Here is a 20192-nt window from a genome sequence, read left to right as displayed (position 1 = left end):
TCAGCTCCCCTGCAACGGTTTGGCGTCCTGGAAGAAATAATCTTCCCACGACGCCGGCTTGTTCTTGATGGCGCCGACGCGGTAGAGGAATTCGGCCAGCGGGTAGGTGTTTTTCGGCGTGACGGTGAATTCGATCTGCGGGTTGTCGATGATCTTCAGCAAGGTCGCCCGGTCGATCTTGGCCTTGGTCACCCGCAGGTAGGTGTCCGCCGCCGCGCCTTTGTCCTTCTGGGCGAACTCGGCCGCTTCGGTCAGCGCCTCGACGAAGGCCTTGTAGGTCTTGGGGTTTTCATCGCGGAATTTCTCGGTGGCGAACAGCACCGTGGGTGAGTTCGGCCCGAGCACGTCATAGGAGTTGAGCACCACATGGACGTTGGGGTTTTGCAGCGCCTGGTCCTGGAACGGCGGGTTGGAAAAGTGCCCGGTCAACTCGGTGCCGCCGGCAATCAACGCCGCCGTGGCGTCCGGGTGCGGAACCGCCAGGGTGTACTTGTCGAGGCGATTGAAATCCTTGTCGCCCCACTGCTTGGCGGCGGCGTATTGCAAGATGCGCGACTGCACCGAAACACCGACCGCCGGCACCGCGATGCGGTCCTGCTCGGTGAAGTCAGCGATGGTCTTGACCTTCGGGTTGTTGCTCAGCAGGTAGTAGGGAAAGTTGCCCAGGGACGCCACGGCCTTGACGTTCTGCTTGCCACGGGTGCGGTCCCAGACCGTCAGCAACGGCCCGACACCGGCCCCGGCAATGTCGATGGAGCCCGACAGCAACGCATCGTTGACCGCCGCGCCGCCGGACAGTTGAGTCCAGTCGACCTTGATGTCGATGCCCTCCTCCTTGCCGTGCTTCTCGATCAATTGCTGGTCGCGGACCACGTTCAGCAACAGGTAAACGATGCCGAACTGCTCGGCGATCCGAATCTCGCCCTCGGCGTGGGCGCTGGCCGGCGCGACCAGACTGCCGGCCAGCAAACTGAAGCCCAGGCCGATGGCGGCGGCCAGCGGTGCAAAAGCAATGCGTGTGGACATGGTGATTCTCCGGGCTCTTTGCGCGCTGCGCAGCCGATCAGAAAGGGGCGTCGCCCTGGATGGTGGTGCGATACAGTTTGCGGCGCAGATGGCTCGGGCAACCGGCGGCCAGGTGGATCAGCGAGCGGTTGTCCCAGAACACCAAATCATGGGGCTGCCATTGATGGCGATAGATGTTCTGGGGCAACACGCTGTGGGCATACAGCTCGGCCAGGATGGCTTTGCTTTCATCCTCCGGCAGGCCAACGATGCGGGTGGTGAACCCTTCGCTGACGAACAACGCCTTGCGCCCGGTTTCCGGGTGGGTGCGCACGATCGGGTGCACCACTTCAGCCACCTGGGCCAGTTGCTCAGGCGTCAACGTCGGGCGCCAGTTGCCTTCGAATTTGGTTTCGCTGTAGCGCGCGGTGTAGGAATGCGCCGCCGAACGGCCTTCCACCGCTTTACGCAGCGTTTCAGGCAGACCGTCCCAGGCCTTGTGCATGTCGGCGAACAGCGTGTCACCGCCTTCGCTCGGCAGCTCTTGGGCGTGAAGCATCGAGCCGAGGCTGGGCAGTTCTTTATAGGACAGGTCGGAATGCCAGAACTTGCCGGCATCACCGAGGCCGATGGATTGGCCGTTTTCGATGATGTTGGAGACGATGAGAATTTCCGGGTGCCCGCTCAGCAGGAATTGCTTGAGCACATGGATCTGCAGCACGCCAAAGCGGCGACTGAAGGCGATCTGTTGTTCAGGGGTGATGCGTTGGTCGCGGAACACCACGACGTGATAGTCCAGGTGTGCGCGATGGATGCGAGCGAAATCCTGGTCGTTGATGGGCCGGGACAAGTCCAGCCCGACGATCTCGGCGCCGACGGCATCGGGGAACGGGCGGATTTCGAACGACTGCGGCGCACTGCTTGCGACGGTTGAATCTGGAGAATAAGAGACGGCTGGCATACATCACTCCCACGCACGCTTCAGGCGCGCATCGATCAAAAACTCACGGCGGTACCGTGTTGGTTTGTGTCGTGCGGCGCGCCGATTGGTCGGCAGGTACGCAGGGGGATGACTTTAAAGGTATAAGAAAGTTAATTTAAATATTAAAAATGCATAACTATATGGCAGAACCTGTGGGAGCGAGCTTGCTCGCGATGACGGTGTGTCAGTGATAGATAAAAATCTGACCTGCCGCTATCGCGAGCAAGCTCGCTCCCACAAGGGCTTCGAGAATGGCACGATTGTGGCGAGGGAGCTTGCTCCCGCTTGAGTGCGAAGCGCTCACTGTTTTTTGGGGCCGCTGCGCGCCCCAGCGGGAGCAAGCTCCCTCGCCACAAAAGCGGCAAGCCACGGTCCTGTGTGCCTAGCGCTCGTGCAACGCCTCGGACCGGGCCTTGATGATGGGCTTGAGCAGGTAGCTGAGCACGGTTTTCTTGCCGGTGATGATGTCCACCGACGCCACCATCCCCGGGATGATCAGCAAGGGCTTTTCAGGCGTGCCCAGGTGGCTGCGTTCGGTGCGCAGCTTGATGATGTAGTAGGTGGTTTTCTTGTCTTCATCGGTGATGGTGTCGGCACCGATTTGTTCCAGCTTGGCTTTCATCCCGCCGTAGATGGTGTAGTCGTAGGCGGTGAATTTCACCGTGGCGTCCTGGCCGGGGTGCAGGAAGGCGATGTCCTGGGGCCGGATTTTCGCTTCCACCAGGATGGTGTCGTCCAGCGGCACGATTTCCACCAGGTCGCTGCCGGGCTGAATCACCCCGCCGATGGTGTTCACCAGCAATTTGTTGACGATGCCACGCACCGGCGACGTCACCAGGGTCCGGCTCACCCTATCTTCCAGGGCTTTGCCGGTGGCCTGGGCCTTGTTCAGGTCGGTGCGTGCTTCGTTGAGTTGGGTCAGGGCTTCGCTGCGGAACTTGCCGCGGGTCTCGTCGATCTTGCGCTGCACTTCCTTGATCGCCGATTCGGCGCGAGGGATCGCCAGCGTCGTGGCGTCCAGTTGCCCACGGGTCTCGACCTCGGCGCGCTTGAGCCGCAGCACTTCCACGGGCGATACCGCGCCCTGAGCCACCAACGGCTCGGACATATTGATTTCCTGGCGTTGCAGCGCCAGGCCGGAGCGATACTGCGCCTGCTTGGAGACGAACTCGCGCAGTTCCTGCTGACGCTGGATCAACTGCTCCTGCAAGCCACCGATTTCATCGTGCAACTGCTGGCGGCGGCTGATGTACAGCGACTCTTCGCTGGCGGCCTGGCCCGGCACAGCCTTGAGTACATCGGCCGGGAAGTTCAGCGGGCGGTCATCGACCTCGGCACTCAGGCGCTCGACCCGTAACAACATGGACAGCCGATCAGCCTCGGTCTCGCCGACGTTGGAGACAAACCGCGTGTCATCCAGGCGAATCAGCGACGCGCCGGCGTCGACAATCTGCCCTTCCTTGACGAACAGCTCAGCGACGATGCCGCCTTCCAGGTTCTGGATCTTCTGGATCTTGGACGATGGGATCGCCTTGCCGTCGCCCTTGGTCACTTCGTCGATCTCGGCGAAGTTGGCCCACAGCACCAGAAACACAAAGAAGCCGATGATGCCCCAGATCGTCAACCGCACCACCCGCGGAGCGTCCTCGATCAGGGCTTTGTTGACCTCGGGCAGCGGTTGGCCGTGCAGCGAGTCGGAACCTTTGAAATAGCGGCCCACCGCGCCCTTTAAACCTGACTTAAGCAACACTGATCTGCCCCTTCTTCAACGCTTCCATGACAGCGGCTTTCGGGCCATCGGCGAGGATCTGTCCACGGTCGATCACCAGCAGGCGGTCCACCAGCGACAGCAAGGAGGCCCGGTGCGTCACCAACAGCACGGTCTTGTTTTCCACCACGGCGGCCAGGCGCTGTTTCAGGCGTTCTTCACCGGTGTTGTCCATGGCGCTGGTGGGTTCGTCCAGCAGCAGGATGGGCGGGTTGAGCAACAGCGCGCGGGCCAGGGCGACGTTCTGGCGCTGGCCACCGGACAGGTTCTGCCCGCGCTCGCCGACTTGCAGTTCATAGCCTTGCGGATGCAGGCGGGCGAATTCATGCACACCCGCCAGTTCCGCGGCCTGGAGCACCAGTTCGTCTTCGACGTAACGGGCGCCGGAGGTCAGGTTGTCCCGCAGGGTGCCGGCCAGCAACTGGATGTCCTGGGGCACGTAGCCAATGTTGTAGCGCAGCTCGCTGACGTCGATCTGGCGGATGTCCACGCCGTCCACCAGCAAGGCGCCGTCATCCGGCTGATACAGGCCCACCAGCAATTTGGCCAACGAGCTCTTGCCCGAGCCGCTGCGGCCGATGATGCCGATTTTCTCGCCCGGCTTGATCACCAGGTTGATGTTCTTCAGGGCAGCGTTCTGCTGGTTCGGGTAGGTGAAGTTCAACTGACGGCATTCAACGGCGCCCTGCAATACCTTGCGGCTCAGCGGACGCTCGTCGAAATTGCGCTCCTGGGGCAGTTCCATCATCTGGTCGACCGAGGTCATCGTCACCCGCGCCTGCTGATAGCGGGTCAGCAGGCCCGACAGCGACGCCAACGGGCTGAGGGCGCGGCCGCTGAGCATGTAGCAGGCCACCAGCCCACCCATGCTCAGGTTGCCGGCGATGATCAGGTAAACGCCGAAGACGATCATGATCACCCCGGCCAATTGCTGGATCAACAAGGTGATGTTCATCGCCAGCCCGGACAGCATCTTCACCCGCAGTTCGAGACGGCTGAGGGTGCCGATGGTCTGTTCCCACTGGTATTGACGCTCGCTCTCGGCATTGTTGACCTTCACTGCATCCAGGCCGGCCAGGGTCTCGATCAGGCTGGACTGCCGCTCGGCGCCCAGGGCCATGGTGCGCTCCATTGTCGCTACCAACGGCTTCTGCAAGGCATAGCCGATCAGCAGGGCAATCGGGAACGCCAGCACCGGAATCCACACCAGGTGCCCGCCGATAATCGCGATGACCATGAAGATCAGCAGGGTGAACGGCAAGTCGATCAGGCTGGTGAGGGTCAGCGAGGCGAGGAAGTCCCGCAGGCTCTGGAACTCATGGATGTTCTGGGCAAAGCTGCCGACCCGCGCCGGGCGATACTTCATGGACATGCCGACGATGCGCTCGAACAGCGTCGCCGAAATGATCAGGTCGGTTTTCTTGCCCGCCAGGTCCAGACACAGGCTGCGCAGCATCTTGAGGATCAGGTCGAACACATAGGCGCCAGTGATACCGACAGCCAGCACCCACAGGGTCGATTCGGCCTGGTTCGGCACCACGCGGTCGTAGACGTTCATCACGAACAGGGGCGCGGCCATGGCGATGATGTTGATCAGCAGGCTAGCGGCGATGGCATCGGCGTACAGCCAGCGGGACCGTTTGAGGGTGTCGCGAAACCACGAACGCGCCCGGGGAATGAGCGTGCCGTGGTTAACGTCAAATTTATGCTGCGGTTGGGCGAAGAACACCTTGCCGCTGTAATCATCGGCCAGCAGTTCGCGGCTGATGGTCACCTCACCGCCGTCGCTTTCGCTGAGCAGCAGTCGCGCCTGGTCGTCACCGACCCAGCCCAGCAGCACGGCGCTGCGGCCGTCCTTGAGCAACAACAGCGCCGGCATGGCGATGGTCGGAATCTGCTCGAGCTTGCGTTGCAGCACCCGGCCTTGCAGACCGGCACGGGCCGCCGCGCGCGACAATAATTCGACGCTCAGTCGTTGCTTGGGCAGCGGCAGGCCGGTGGTGAGCATCGCCGCGCTGGCCGGCTTCTGATGCAGCATGCAAAGCGCCAGCAAACCGTCCAGCAACGGGTCGTCGTGCAGCGTGCGCGGGTCATGAACTAGTTCGACTGGACTGACTTCTGATTCCACGCTCGGCACTCTGACTGATTAAAACAGGTTGAAGACTCAATTCATCCCAGGCAACTGGACCTTGGGTTTCACGTCGTTCTGCACAACCGATGCCAACGGCGCGACCACACCCTGGCTTTTCAACAGCTGGCCCATGGTTGCCTTGATCCGGTACTGGGTGAACAGCTGCACATTCTTGATTTCCGCCAGGCGACGGGAGGCGCTGAACAGCTCGTTTTCGCTGTCGAGCAAGTCGAGCAGGGTTCGCTCGCCGAGGCTGAACTGCTTCTGGTAGGCGGTGCGCACGTTGGCGCTGCGATCCACGTATTGCTGGGCTACCGGCACCTGGGCGTTGGCGTTGTTCAAGGCGTTCCAGGCCAGGCCCAGTTCTTCGTTCAACTGGCGCAGCGCGTTGTTACGGATGTCCAGGGCCTGGTTGGACAGGTACGACTTGGATTCCAGGTCGGCCTTGTTGCTGCCACCGGCATACAGGTTGAAACGCATGCGCAGCATGGCCTGCCATTCATTGTTGTGGCCGTTCTGGCCGTCCAGGTCGTTGTCGGCGGTGCGACCCAACTCGGCGTCGAAGCGTGGGTAGAAGCTCGACTTGGCGGCTTCGTACTGTTGCTCGGCGGCGGCGATGTCGGCTTCGGCCGAACGCAGCACCGGGCTGTTTTCCAGCATCTGGGCGCGGGCTTCGGTCAGGTTGGCTGGCAGCAGTGCCAGAAAATCGGCTGGACGCTCCAGTTGATCAGGCAGTTGGCCGACGGCACTGAGGTAGTTGGTCTCGGCATCGGCCAGGTTGGTTTGCTCGGTGATCAGGTTGTTGCGGGCCTGGGCCATGCGCGCTTCGGCCTGGTCCAGGTCGGCGCCGCTGCCCACGCCACGGGAGGTGCGCAGCTTGATCTGGTCGAAGATGCGCTCGTGGCTCTTGAGGTTTTCCTCGGCCAGGCGCACGAACTCGCGACGGGTCAACACGTCCAGATAGACCTGGGCCACCGTCAACCCGGTGCGCTCGGAAGCGTCCAGCAACGAGTAGGCACGGGCATTGACGGTGGCTTGTTGACGCCCGACTTCGCTGGACGTCGCAAAACCGTCAAACACCATTTGCGACAGGCGCAGGCTCGACTCGCTGCGGTTCAGGGTTTCCCAATGGTTATTGCCGCCCGACCGGGTGGTGACGCTGTCGGTGCCTTCACGACCATACCCGGCTGCAAGGTCCACTCTAGGCAGGTAGCCGCCCTTGGCCGCCTTGAGTTGGTAATCCGCCGCGAGACGGCTGTTCACACCGGCCTGGATTTCAGGGTGGACATCCAAAGCCTGCTGCATGGCCTGCGGCAAGGTTTGTGCTTGTACGAAGCTAGCGGCGAGGGCGAAGGGTAAAGCCTTGAGCAGGTGCGAACGCATGGTTGGATTATTCCCAGAACTCTTGTCTTGAATCACAGCGAAACGTGGCGCTGCATCGGATGATGGCAACCGGAATGACCGTATGTCGGAAAGTTCAAAACAGGAGCTGGAACACGCACTGAAAGAACAGGTCGCCGCTTAAATATCAATGTGACATTACGGCGGCGATTGTTTAGGATGGCCGGCAGAAGGTCAATAGTTTGGCACAAACAAAATATTCGGAAAAACGCAGCCAAAATATTGACATCAAAAAGCGTCAAATAACCTTACTTTGTGAACATAAACGTCCAGACCGCTGCTGCCTACAAGCCGCCGGGTCCATGGAAGTCTACTGAGCGTGGCACCCGGAGAGTCTTCAATGAGCAGTGTTATTGCCGTTGTCAAAAGCATTGTTGGTCAGGTTTTCGTCGTATCCCCAGAGGGCATCCGGCGCGTACTCATTGAAGGTGATCGCCTGAACGTAGGCGACCAGTTGGACACCGGCCCTGCCGGCGCCGTCACATTGGAACTGGCCGATGGCCGCACCCTGGACCTGGGTCGCGACACCCAGTGGAGCGCCAATGCCCCGGACTCGTCCACCGACCTGGCCCAAGCCACTGCCCAGGCCGCGCCGTCGGTAGAAGAGCTGCAACAAGCCATCGCCGCTGGCGTCGACCCGACGACCGCCCTGGAAGCCACCGCCGCCGGCGCCACTGCCGCGGGTACGGGTGGTGCCGCCGGTGGCGGTCACAGCTTTGTGGTGCTGGATGCCACCGCCGGCAGCGTCGACCCTACCGTCGGTTTCCCAACCGAAGGCCTCGCGGCGGCGGCCGCCACTGATGACAACATCCTGGGTGGCGATACCACGGATACGACCGCCAACGCCGTGCTCAATGCGACGATGACCCTGAGCGCCACGCCGACCCTGACCGAGGCCGGTGGCGTGCTGGTGTACACCGCGACGGTCACCCAGGCTCCGCAGACCAACCTGACCGTAACCTTGTCCAACGGCGCGGTCATCGTGATCCCGGCGGGTCAGCTGACCGGCAGCGTCAACGTTCCACTCGCACCGAATGACACGGTCTACAACGACCCAAGCCAGATCAGTGTGACCGTCACTGGCACCACCGGCGGTACCGGCATCGCCGTGACCGTACCCACCACGCCGGCCGTGACCCAGATCACCGACACCGTCGACACCACCACCGTCACCCTGAGCGCGGGCAATACCGTCACCGAAGGCGGCCAGATTACCTACACCGCGACACTGACCAACCCGGCTCAGACTCCGGTGACCGTGACCTTGAGCAATGGCTCGGTCATTACCATTGCTGCTGGCCAGACCACGGGCACCGTCAACGTCGATACTCCGGCCAATGACGTCTACAACAATGGCAGCACTGTCAGCACCACCATTACCGGTGCGACGGGTGGCAACTTTGAAAACCTGGTGCCGAGCACTGCGCCTGCGGTCACCACGATTACTGATTCGGCGGATACCACTGGCCTGACTTTGACTGCCAGCAACACCATCACCGAAGGCGGCCAGATTACCTACACCGCCACTCTGACCAACCCGGCCCAGACTCCGGTGACGGTGACCTTGAGCAACGGCTCGGTCATTACCATCGCTGCTGGCCAGACCACTGGCATCGTCAACGTCGATACTCCGGCCAATGACGTCTACAACAATGGCAGCACTGTCAGCACCACCATTACCGGTGCGACGGGTGGCAACTTTGAAAACCTGGTGCCGAGCACTACGCCTGCGGTCACCACGATTACTGATTCGGCGGATACCACTGGCCTGACTTTGACTGCCAGCAACACCATCACCGAAGGCGGCCAGATTACCTACACCGCCACTCTGACCAACCCGGCTCAGACTCCGGTGACCGTGACCTTGAGCAACGGCTCGGTCATCACCATTGCTGCTGGCCAGACGACCGGCACTGTTAACGTCGAGACGCCGGCGAATGACGTCTACAACAACGGCAGTACGGTCAGCACCACCATTACCGGTGCAACAGGTGGCAACTTTGAGAACCTGGTGCCGAGCACTGCACCTGCCGTTACTACGATTACCGATTCGGCCGACACCACCGGCCTGACACTGAGCGCCAGCGAAACCATCACCGAAGGCGGCCAGATCACCTACACCGCGACACTGACCAACCCGGCTCAGACTCCGGTGACCGTGACCTTGAGCAACGGCTCGGTCATCACCATTGCTGCTGGCCAGACGACCGGCACCGTTAACGTCGATACCCCGGCTAATGACGTCTACAACAACGGCAGCACGGTCAGCACCACGATTACCGGTGCAACCGGCGGCAACTTCGAGAACCTGGTGCCGAGCACTGCGCCTGCGGTCACTACGATTACTGATTCGGTAGACACCACTACCGTGACATTGACTGCTACGCCGACCGTGAATGAAAACGGCACCATTACTTACACCGCGACCCTGACCGACGCCAATGGCAACCCGGTCACCGCGCAAAACGGTCCTGTGACCGTGACGTTGGAAAGCGGCAAGACCATCACCATCGCCGCTGGCGCAAGCTCGGGCGTGCTCGACGTAGCCGTCGGCAACGACGTTTACCAAGGCCCAACGACAGTTACTGAGTCGATTGCTTCCGCATCGGGTGGCAACCTCGAAGCCATCGCTCCTAACACCGCGCCGGTTAGCACCATCGTTAGCGACGTCAACGACACCACCACGGTAACGCTGACCGCCACGCCGACCGTGAATGAAAACGGCACCATTACCTACACCGCGACCCTGACCGGTGCCGACGGCAAACCCGTCATTGCGCAAAACGGTCCGGTGACCGTGACGTTGGACAGCGGCAAAACCATCACCATCGCTGCGGGTGCAAGCTCGGGCGTGTTGGACGTAGCGGTCGGCAACGACGTGTATCAAGGTCCGACCACCGTCACCGAGTCGATCAAAGATGCATCCGGTGGCACCTCGAAGCTATCGCTCCTACACCGCTCCCGTCAGCACTATCGTCAGCGAGTCAACGACACCACCACGGTGACATTGACCGCCAATCCGACCGTGAATGAAAACGGCACCATTACCTACACCGCAACCCTGACCGATGCCGACGGCAAACCCGTCATTGCGCAAAATGGTCCAGTCACGGTTACCCTGGACAGCGGCAAAACCATCACCATCGCCGCTGGCGCAAGCTCGGGCGTACTCGACGTAGCCGTCGGCAACGACGTGTACCAAGGTCCGACCACCGTCACCGAAAGCATCAGTACCGCCACTGGCGGCAACCTCGAAGCTATCGCTCCTAACACCGCTCCGGTCAGCACCATCGTCAGCGACGTCAACGACACCACCACCGTGACGTTGACCGCTACGCCGACCGTGAATGAAAACGGCACCATTACTTACACCGCGACCCTGACCGACGCCAATGGCAACCCGGTCACCGCGCAAAACGGTCCTGTGACCGTGACATTGGACAGCGGTAAAACCATCACCATCGCTGCGGGCGCGAGCTCGGGTGTGCTGGATGTGGCTGTCGGCAACGACGTTTACCAAGGCCCAACGACAGTTACTGAGTCGATTGCTTCCGCATCGGGTGGCAACCTCGAAGCCATCGCTCCTAACACCGCGCCGGTTAGCACCATCGTTAGCGACGTCAACGACACCACCACGGTAACGCTGACCGCCACGCCGACCGTGAATGAAAACGGCACCATTACCTACACCGCGACCCTGACCGGTGCCGACGGCAAACCCGTCATTGCGCAAAACGGTCCGGTGACCGTGACGTTGGACAGCGGCAAAACCATCACCATCGCTGCGGGTGCAAGCTCGGGCGTGTTGGACGTAGCGGTCGGCAACGACGTGTATCAAGGTCCGACCACCGTCACCGAGTCGATCAAAGATGCATCCGGTGGCAACCTCGAAGCTATCGCTCCTAACACCGCTCCCGTCAGCACTATCGTCAGCGACGTCAACGACACCACCACGGTGACATTGACCGCCAATCCGACCGTGAATGAAAACGGCACCATTACCTACACCGCAACCCTGACCGATGCCGACGGCAAACCCGTCATTGCGCAAAATGGTCCAGTCACGGTTACCCTGGACAGCGGCAAAACCATCACCATCGCCGCTGGCGCAAGCTCGGGCGTACTCGACGTAGCCGTCGGCAACGACGTGTACCAAGGTCCGACCACCGTCACCGAAAGCATCAGTACCGCCACTGGCGGCAACCTCGAAGCTATCGCTCCTAACACCGCTCCGGTCAGCACCATCGTCAGCGACGTCAACGACACCACCACCGTGACGTTGACCGCTACGCCGACCGTAAATGAAAACGGCACCATTACTTACACCGCCACCCTGACCGGTGCCGACGGCAAACCCGTCATTGCGCAAAACGGTCCGGTGACCGTGACGTTGGACAGCGGCAAGACCATCACCATCGCTGCGGGTGCAAGCTCGGGCGTGTTGGATGTAGCCGTCGGCAACGACGTGTACCAAGGCCCGACCACCGTTACCGAGTCGATCAAAGATGCATCCGGCGGCAACCTGGAAGCAATCGCGCCAAACACCACTCCGGTCAGCACCATCGTTAGCGATGTCAACGACACCACCACGGTGACGTTGACCGCTACGGCGACCGTGAACGAAAACGGCACCATCACCTACACCGCCACCCTGACCGGTGCCGACGGCAAACCCGTCACCGCACAAAACGGTCCAGTCACCGTCACCCTCGACAGCGGCAAAACCATCACCATCGCTGCCGGCGCCAGCTCGGGCGTGTTGGACGTAGCGGTCGGCAACGATGTGTATCAAGGCCCAACGACAGTCACTGAGTCGATCAAAGAAGCGACTGGCGGCAACCTCGAAGCCATCGCGCCAAACACCGCTCCCGTCAGCACTATCGTCAGCGACATCAACGACACCACCACCGTAACGTTGACCGCTACGCCGACCGTGAACGAAAACGGCACCATTACTTACACCGCCACCCTGACCGGTGCCGACGGCAAACCCGTCATTGCGCAAAATGGTCCAGTCACCGTTACCCTGGAAAGCGGCAAAACCATCACCATCGCCGCTGGCGCAAGTTCCGGCGTGTTGGACGTGGCCATTGGCAACGACGTGTACCAAGGCCCGACCACCGTCACCGAGTCGATCAAAGATGCATCCGGCGGCAACCTGGAAGCCATTGCGCCAAACACCGCGCCAGTCAGCACCATCGTCAGCGACGTCAACGACACAACCACCGTGACGTTGACCGCTACACCGACCGTGAACGAAAACGGCACCATCACCTACACCGCCACCCTGACCGGTCCCGACGGCAAACCCGTCACCGCGCAAAACGGTCCTGTGACCGTGACGTTGGAAAGCGGTAAAACCATCACCATCGCTGCGGGCGCAAGTTCGGGCGTGTTGGACGTGGCTGTTGGCAACGATGTGTATCAAGGTCCGACCACCGTCACCGAGTCGATCAAAGGTGCATCCGGTGGCAACCTTGAAGCCATTGCTCCAAATACTGCGCCAGTCAGCACCATCGTCAGCGACGTCAACGACACCACCACCGTGACATTGACCGCGACACCGACGGTGAACGAAAACGGCACGATCACCTACACCGCGACCCTGACAGGTCCCGACGGCAAACCCGTCACCGCACAAAAAGGTCCAGTCACCGTCACCCTCGACAGCGGCAAAACAATCACCATCGCTGCCGGCACAAGCTCGGGCGTGCTCGATGTCGCTGTTGGTAACGATGTTTACCAAGGTCCAACGACGGTAACTGAGTCGATCAAAGGTGCATCCGGCGGCAATCTGGAAGCCATTGCTCCAAACACAGCGCCAGTCAGCACCGTGGTTAGCGACGTCAACGACACCACCACCGTGACGTTGACCGCCACGCCGACCGTGAATGAAAACGGCACGATCACCTACACTGCCACGCTGACCGATGCCGACGGCAAGCCTGTCACCGCGCAGAACGGTCCGGTCACCGTCACGTTGGAAAGCGGCAAAACGATCACCATCGCCGCCGGCGCAAGTTCGGGCGTGTTGGACGTGGCTGTTGGCAACGATGTGTACAAAGGCCCGACCACCGTTACCGAATCGATTAAAGAAGCGACTGGCGGCAATCTCGAAGCCATCGCGCCGAACACCGCTCCGGTCAGCACCATCGTTAGCGATGTCAACGACACCACCACGGTGACATTGACCGCGACACCAACCGTGAATGAAAACGGCACCATCACCTACACCGCCACCCTGACCGATGCCGACGGCAAGCCTGTCACTGCGCAGAACGGTCCGGTGACCGTCACGTTGGAAAGCGGCAAGACCATCACCATCGCCGCGGGTGCAAGCTCGGGCGTGCTCGACGTAGCCGTCGGCAACGATGTGTACCAAGGTCCAACGACGGTTACTGAGTCGATCAAAGATGCATCCGGTGGCAACCTCGAAGCCATCGCGCCGAACACCGCTCCGGTCAGCACAATCGTCAGTGATGTCAACGACACCACCACCGTGACGTTGACCGCTACGCCGACCGTGAATGAAAACGGCACCATCACTTACACCGCCACCCTGACCGGTGCCGACGGCAAGCCTGTCACTGCGCAGAACGGTCCGGTCACCGTCACGTTGGAAAGCGGCAAAACGATCACCATCGCCGCCGGCGCAAGTTCGGGCGTGTTGGACGTGGCTGTTGGCAACGATGTGTACCAAGGTCCAACGACGGTTACTGAGTCGATCAAAGATGCATCCGGCGGCAATCTGGAAGCCATTGCTCCAAACACAGCGCCAGTCAGCACCGTGGTTAGCGATGTCAACGACACCACCACCGTGACGTTGACCGCCACGCCGACCGTGAACGAAAACGGCACCATCACCTACACCGCGACCTTGACCGGTGCCGACGGCAAGCCTGTCACCGCGCAAAACGGTCCGGTGACCGTCACGTTGGAAAGCGGCAAGACCATCACTATCGCAGCAGGTGCCAGCTCGGGCGTGCTCGATGTCGCGGTTGGCAACGACGTGTACCAAGGCCCAACCACCGTTACCGAGTCGATTGCCTCGGCATCGGGCGGTAACCTGGAGGCCATCGCGCCAAACACCGCGCCAATCAGCACCATCGTCAGCGACGTCAACGACACCACCACCGTGACGTTGACCGCTACGCCGACCGTAAATGAAAACGGCACCATTACTTACACCGCCACCCTGACCGGTGCCGACGGCAAACCCGTCATTGCGCAAAACGGTCCGGTGACCGTGACGTTGGACAGCGGCAAGACCATCACCATCGCTGCGGGTGCAAGCTCGGGCGTGTTGGATGTAGCCGTCGGCAACGACGTTTACCAAGGTCCAACTACCGTCACCGAGTCGATCAAAGATGCATCCGGCGGCAACCTCGAAGCTATCGCTCCTAACACCGCTCCGGTCAGCACCGTCGTCAGCGATGTCAACGACACCACCACGGTGACATTGACCGCTACGCCGACCGTAAATGAAAACGGCACCATTACTTACACCGCCACCCTGACCGGTGCCGACGGCAAACCCGTCATTGCGCAAAATGGTCCAGTCACGGTTACCCTGGAAAGCGGCAAAACCATCACCATCGCCGCCGGCGCAAGCTCGGGCGTGTTGGACGTAGCCGTCGGCAACGACGTTTACCAAGGCCCAACGACGGTTACTGAGTCGATCAAAGATGCATCCGGCGGCAACCTGGAAGCCATTGCGCCAAACACCGCGCCAGTCAGCACCATCGTCAGCGACGTCAACGACACCACCACGGTGACATTGACCGCCAATCCGACCGTGAACGAAAACGGCACCATCACTTACACCGCCACCCTGACCGGTGCCGACGGCAAGCCTGTCACCGCGCAGAACGGTCCGGTGACCGTCACGCTGGAAAGCGGCAAGACCATTACCATCGCAGCGGGTGCAAGCTCGGGCGTGCTGGACGTAGCGGTTGGTAATGACGTCTATCAAGGTCCGACCACCGTCACCGAGTCGATCAAAGGTGCATCCGGCGGCAACCTTGAAGCCATTGCTCCAAACACCGCGCCAGTCAGCACCATCGTCAGCGACGTCAACGACACCACCACCGTGACGTTGACCGCTACACCGACCGTGAACGAAAACGGCACCATCACCTACACCGCCACCCTGACCGGTCCCGACGGCAAACCCGTCACCGCACAAAACGGTCCTGTGACCGTGACGTTGGAAAGCGGTAAAACCATCACCATCGCTGCGGGCGCAAGTTCGGGCGTGTTGGACGTGGCTGTTGGCAACGATGTGTATCAAGGTCCGACCACCGTCACCGAGTCGATCAAAGGTGCATCCGGCGGCAACCTTGAAGCCATTGCTCCAAACACCGCGCCAGTCAGCACCATCGTCAGCGACGTCAACGACACCACCACCGTGACGTTGACCGCTACACCGACCGTGAACGAAAACGGCACCATCACCTACACCGCCACCCTGACCGGTCCCGACGGCAAACCCGTCACCGCACAAAACGGTCCTGTGACCGTGACGTTGGAAAGCGGTAAAACCATCACCATCGCTGCGGGCGCAAGTTCGGGCGTGTTGGACGTGGCTGTTGGCAACGATGTGTATCAAGGTCCGACCACCGTCACCGAGTCGATCAAAGGTGCATCCGCGGCAACCTTGAAGCCATTGCTCCAAACACCGCGCCAGTCAGCACCATCGTCAGCGACGTCAACGACACCACCACCGTGACGTTGACCGCTACACCGACCGTGAACGAAAACGGCACCATCACCTACACCGCCACCCTGACCGGTCCCGACGGCAAACCCGTCACCGCACAAAACGGTCCAGTCACCGTCACCCTCGACAGCGGCAAAACCATCACCATCGCCGCCGGGGCAAGCTCAGGCGTGTTGGACGTAGCCGTCGGCAACGATGTCTACACCGGTGCACCGTCCATCACCGAGACGATCAAATCGGCCTCCGGCGGCAACCTCGAAGCCATCGGTATCGATAAGACCGGCGCGTCGACGACCGTGGGCGACACTGTCGACAACACCACCGTCAGCATCACCGGCAGCACATCGGTCACCGAAGGCCAGGCGGCTACGTACACCGTCAGCCTGACGAACCCGGCACAAACCGAGGTGACGCTCAAGATCGTCTACAGCGGCACCGCCGCCGACGGCACGGACTTCACCGGTGTCTACACCGTGAAGATCCCGGCTAACGCCACCAGCGCGACCTTCAACGTGGCGACGCTGGACGACAAGATCACCGAAGGCACCGAAAACTTCGTGGTCAAGATCGATTCGGCCACCGGTGGCAACTTCGAGCACCTGGCCGTCAGCGGCACCAACGGTAGCGTCAGCACCTCGATCATCGACAACGATGCGCCGCCGGTCCTCGACCTGGACGCCAACAACTCCAGCGGCAAAGCTGGTGCCGACTACCAGGTGACCTTCACCGAAGGCACCGCCGGCCCCGGCGTGTCCATCGGCGACACCGACCTGAAAATCACCGACCCGGACAGCACGATGCTGACCGGCGCCACCATCGTGCTGACCAACCGTCAGCCTGGCGATGCGCTGAACCTGGGCAACAGCGTCAATGGCATCAGCATCAACGCCAACAGCACCGACGGCAAGGTCGTCCTGACGCTGACGGGCAATGCGACGCTGGCCGACTACATGCAGCAGATCAAGAACATCAGCTTCATCAACAACAGCGAAGACCCGAGCACCGTGCCGCGCATCATCACCGTGACGGTGACCGACGGCAGCAACTACTCGAACACAGCGACCACCACCGTGAACGTGGTCGGGGTCAACGATGCGCCGGTGGCCACCGGTGGCGCGGTGACCGGTACCGAAGACACTTCGCTGGTCCTCGGCTGGTCGACGTTCGGTATCAGCGATGTGGACAGCGCCGCTTCCAGCCAGGGTGTGAAAATCACCGGGCTGCCGAGTGACGGCAAGTTGCAGTACCTGGACGGCGCAACCTGGAAGGATGTGGCCAACAACCAGACCTTCAGCAAGGCTGACATCGACGCTGGCAAACTGCGCTTTACCCCTGATGCCAACGAGTCCGGCGCCAACGGCAACCCGGCCGGCGTGGGCAATCAAAAGGCCGATTACGCGCAAATCAGCTTCCAGCCAACCGATGGCCAGGCGCTGGGCAATACCAGCACCGTGAAGATCGACATCACGCCAGTCGCCGACGCACCGAGCCTCAACGTGGCCGGCAACAACGTCACCTCCACCGGGCTGATCAAGGAAGTCTGGACCGGCCTGTCGGGCCTGGGCACCGATGGCAGCGGCGCGCCGTCCGGCACGCTCAAGTCGGTGATCGATGCCGCCGGCACGCCGAACAGCAGCACCAACGTGACCAACGTGCAGTCCGACAGCAACGTCAACCCGGGCACCGCGTCGAAAACCTCGGGCCTGATCTTCCTCGAAGCCGGCAAGACCTACACCTTCAGCGGCATAGGCGATGACAGCCTGCTGGTCACCATCGGCGGCAAGACCGCCGCGGCAACCACGTGGGGTGCGGGCGGCCAGTTGAACGGTTCGTTCACGCCGACCACCAGCGGCTACTACACCCTGGACATCTACCACCACAACCAGACTGGCCCGGGCAGCTACGACGTGAACCTGTCGGTCAACGGCAGCACGCCTGTGGACCTGAGCAGTGCCGGCGTGCCGCTGTACACCGGCGTGGCCGACCTGGCGAACGCGGGCGTGACCGTCTCCGACCTGCACGGCACCAACGGTGAAGGCTACTACGACGGTTACAAGCTCAACGAGGGCGCCGAAGGCACCAGCGTGCACCTGTCGAAAATCACCACCGCCCTGACCGACACCGACGGCTCCGAAAGCCTAAGCGTGAAGATCGGCGGCATCCCGGAAGGCAGCGTACTGAGCGACGGCGCCGGCCATACCGCGACCGTGGGCAGCAACGGCGAAGCCTCTGTTACCGGCTGGAACCTGGGCAGCCTGACCCTGACCCCTCCGACCTACTACCACGGCCAGTTCAACCTGACCGTGACCTCGACGTCTACCGAGGGCCCTCGGCGGCTCGGCGGTCAGCACGGCGCAGATTCCTGTCACGGTGTATCCGGCCACGTACAACGCAGTCACCGCCACGTCTGGCAGCGACAACGTCACCGGCACCGACGGCAACGACATCGTGGTCGCCGACATCGGCGGGCTGACCGTGGTGCCAGGGGTCAACTACAACATCGCCTTCATGGTCGACAGCTCGGGCAGCATGAGTTCGTCGTCTGTCACCGCCGCTAAGAACTCCTTGACCCAAGTGTTCAACACCCTCAAGCAGAGCCTGGGCAGTAACTCAGGGACTGTGAACATTTTCCTGGCGGACTTCGATAACCAGGTAAACAAGAACGTTGCGGTCAACCTCAACGATCCGAACGCGCTGACACTGCTCAAGAGCGTGCTCGACTCGATGGTGTCCGGCGGCAATACCAACTATGAAGACGTGTTCAAGACCACCGCAAACTTCTTCAACAGCACCCCAGGCCCTGAGCAATACCGGCGCGAAGAACCTGACGTATTTCATCACCGACGGTGAGCCAACACGCTACCAGTCCGGCGAAGAGACGAACCCAGTGTTGTACGGCACCGTCAAGCTCGACGACGTCCTGAGCGCGGCCAACTACACCGTTGGCAAGTACTACACCCAGACGATCGACAGCACACACAAATTCATCATCGAAGAAAATGGGGACATGTTCCTGTCGATCAAGAACGGCAAGAATTGGAATGAAAACTACGTCGGCACAGTGCATGCCGAGGGCAATGGCACGTTCGAGTTCTCCAATCAGGCCGGCGGCTGGTGGGGCGACTCCTCGGCAGCAGACGGCTCAACGGCCAGCTTCACCCTGCTCAAAGGTCTGAGCAACGTTGAAGCCATCGGCCTGAACAACGGCGTCACCCTGTCCGATCTCGCCCCCTACGACTCCGATGGCAAGCCACAAACCAACATCGACCCGAGCAACCTGGCCAACCCCATCATCGGCCACACCGAAGCGACCCTGCCGGGTGCCGATACGGTCAACGGCGGTGCAGGCAACGACATCCTGTTCGGCGACCTGGTTAGCTTCAACGGCATTGCCGGCGAGGGCTACCAGGCCATCCAGGCCTTCGTCGCCCAACAGAGCGGCGTGGACGTCAGCAAGGTCACCACCAGCAACGTGCACCAGTACATCACCGAGCACTACACCGCGTTCGATGTGTCCGGTGCCCACGATGGCAACGACACCCTGCTGGGCGGTGCCGGCAACGACATCATTTTCGGCCAGGGCGGCAACGACACGCTCAACGGTGGCAAGGGTAATGACGTCCTGCTGGGTGGCACGGGTAACGACACACTGATCGGCGGCCAGGGCAATGACACCCTGATCGGCGGCCTGGGGGGCGATACCTTTGTCTGGAAGTCCGGCGACACCGGCACCGACGTGATCAAGGACTTCAAGGCCAGCGAAGGCGACCGGATCGACCTGCGGGACCTGTTGCAGGGTGAAAGCGGCAGCACCATCGACCACTTCCTGAAAATCAGCACGGTCGATGGCGTGTCGTCGCTGCAGGTCAGCACCACCGGCCAGTTCAATGGGGCCAACGGTGCCGCAGCGGCGCCGGACGTGACGATCAAGCTCGAAGGCAACAACTGGTCGAACGTGAATCTGAACTCGTTGATCGCCGGCAGTGACCCGACCATCAAGGTCGATCACAACAACAGCTGAACCTGACACAAAACCCGTGGCCAGAGATTGTTCCCACTGAGACGCGCAGCGGCCCTGTTTTTTGGGGCTGCTTCGCAGCCCAGCGGGAGCAAGCTCCCTCGCCACGGGATAAGTGTTCATACTCCTCTGCAGTTTGGCCTATGCTGCCCAGCATGACGCCGCTTC

The 20192-nt window shown here is 61.3% G+C and carries 6 protein-coding genes and 1 pseudogene; 2 read left to right on the top strand and 5 right to left on the bottom strand.

Annotated elements, in window-relative coordinates; all coding sequences use genetic code 11:
* The 5 genes from PSH84_RS05655 to PSH84_RS05635 form a co-directional block, all read right to left on the bottom strand.
* Positions 1 to 1026, bottom strand: coding sequence for an ABC transporter substrate-binding protein (locus PSH84_RS05655; RefSeq protein ID WP_122565125.1), 1026 nt, complete (start codon positions 1024 to 1026; stop codon positions 1 to 3).
* Between the two features lie 37 nt (positions 1027 to 1063).
* Positions 1064 to 1966, bottom strand: a complete 903-nt coding sequence (locus tag PSH84_RS05650; protein WP_305469141.1) for a TauD/TfdA dioxygenase family protein — start codon at positions 1964 to 1966, stop codon at positions 1064 to 1066.
* Positions 1967 to 2369: 403 nt separating this feature from the next.
* Positions 2370 to 3737, bottom strand: coding sequence for an HlyD family type I secretion periplasmic adaptor subunit (locus PSH84_RS05645; RefSeq protein WP_109751853.1), 1368 nt, complete (start codon positions 3735 to 3737; stop codon positions 2370 to 2372).
* The gene (locus PSH84_RS05640; protein WP_122565366.1) at positions 3727 to 5883 is read right to left on the bottom strand and encodes a type I secretion system permease/ATPase; all 2157 of its coding nucleotides are present in this window, start codon (positions 5881 to 5883) and stop codon (positions 3727 to 3729) included. Before PSH84_RS05640 ends, PSH84_RS05645 begins: the two co-directional genes overlap by 11 nt.
* Positions 5884 to 5919: 36 nt before the next feature.
* On the bottom strand, positions 5920 to 7269 hold the full coding sequence (locus PSH84_RS05635; RefSeq protein ID WP_122565123.1) for a TolC family outer membrane protein: 1350 nt from the start codon (positions 7267 to 7269) through the stop codon (positions 5920 to 5922).
* A 358-nt stretch (positions 7270 to 7627) separates the two neighbouring features.
* Here PSH84_RS05635 and PSH84_RS05630 point away from each other — a divergent pair, with 358 nt between their 5' ends.
* Entirely contained in the window at positions 7628 to 16015 is an 8388-nt protein-coding gene (locus PSH84_RS05630) for a retention module-containing protein (RefSeq protein ID WP_439800554.1), read from the top strand.
* Positions 16012 to 20027 (top strand): annotated as a pseudogene (locus PSH84_RS28920) (immunoglobulin-like domain-containing protein). The gene PSH84_RS05630 and the pseudogene PSH84_RS28920 overlap by 4 nt, the downstream one beginning before the upstream one ends.
* Positions 20028 to 20192 lie beyond the last annotated feature (165 nt).

It is taken from the genome of Pseudomonas beijingensis (assembly GCF_030687295.1).
Taxonomy (GTDB): domain Bacteria; phylum Pseudomonadota; class Gammaproteobacteria; order Pseudomonadales; family Pseudomonadaceae; genus Aquipseudomonas; species Aquipseudomonas beijingensis.
Note: the sequence above shows the minus strand (reverse complement) of the source record. Positions and strands in the feature narration are given on the sequence as shown.

What these genes read in the sequence shown, in the direction of transcription:
- PSH84_RS05655 (WP_122565125.1), bottom strand. Translation starts at nt 1,026, where the DNA reads ATGTCCACACGCATTGCTTTTGCACCGCTGGCCGCCGCCATCGGCCTG.
- PSH84_RS05650 (WP_305469141.1), bottom strand. Translation starts at nt 1,966, where the DNA reads ATGCCAGCCGTCTCTTATTCTCCAGATTCAACCGTCGCAAGCAGTGCG.
- PSH84_RS05635 (WP_122565123.1), bottom strand. Translation starts at nt 7,269, where the DNA reads ATGCGTTCGCACCTGCTCAAGGCTTTACCCTTCGCCCTCGCCGCTAGC.
- PSH84_RS05630 (WP_439800554.1), top strand. Translation starts at nt 7,628, where the DNA reads ATGAGCAGTGTTATTGCCGTTGTCAAAAGCATTGTTGGTCAGGTTTTC.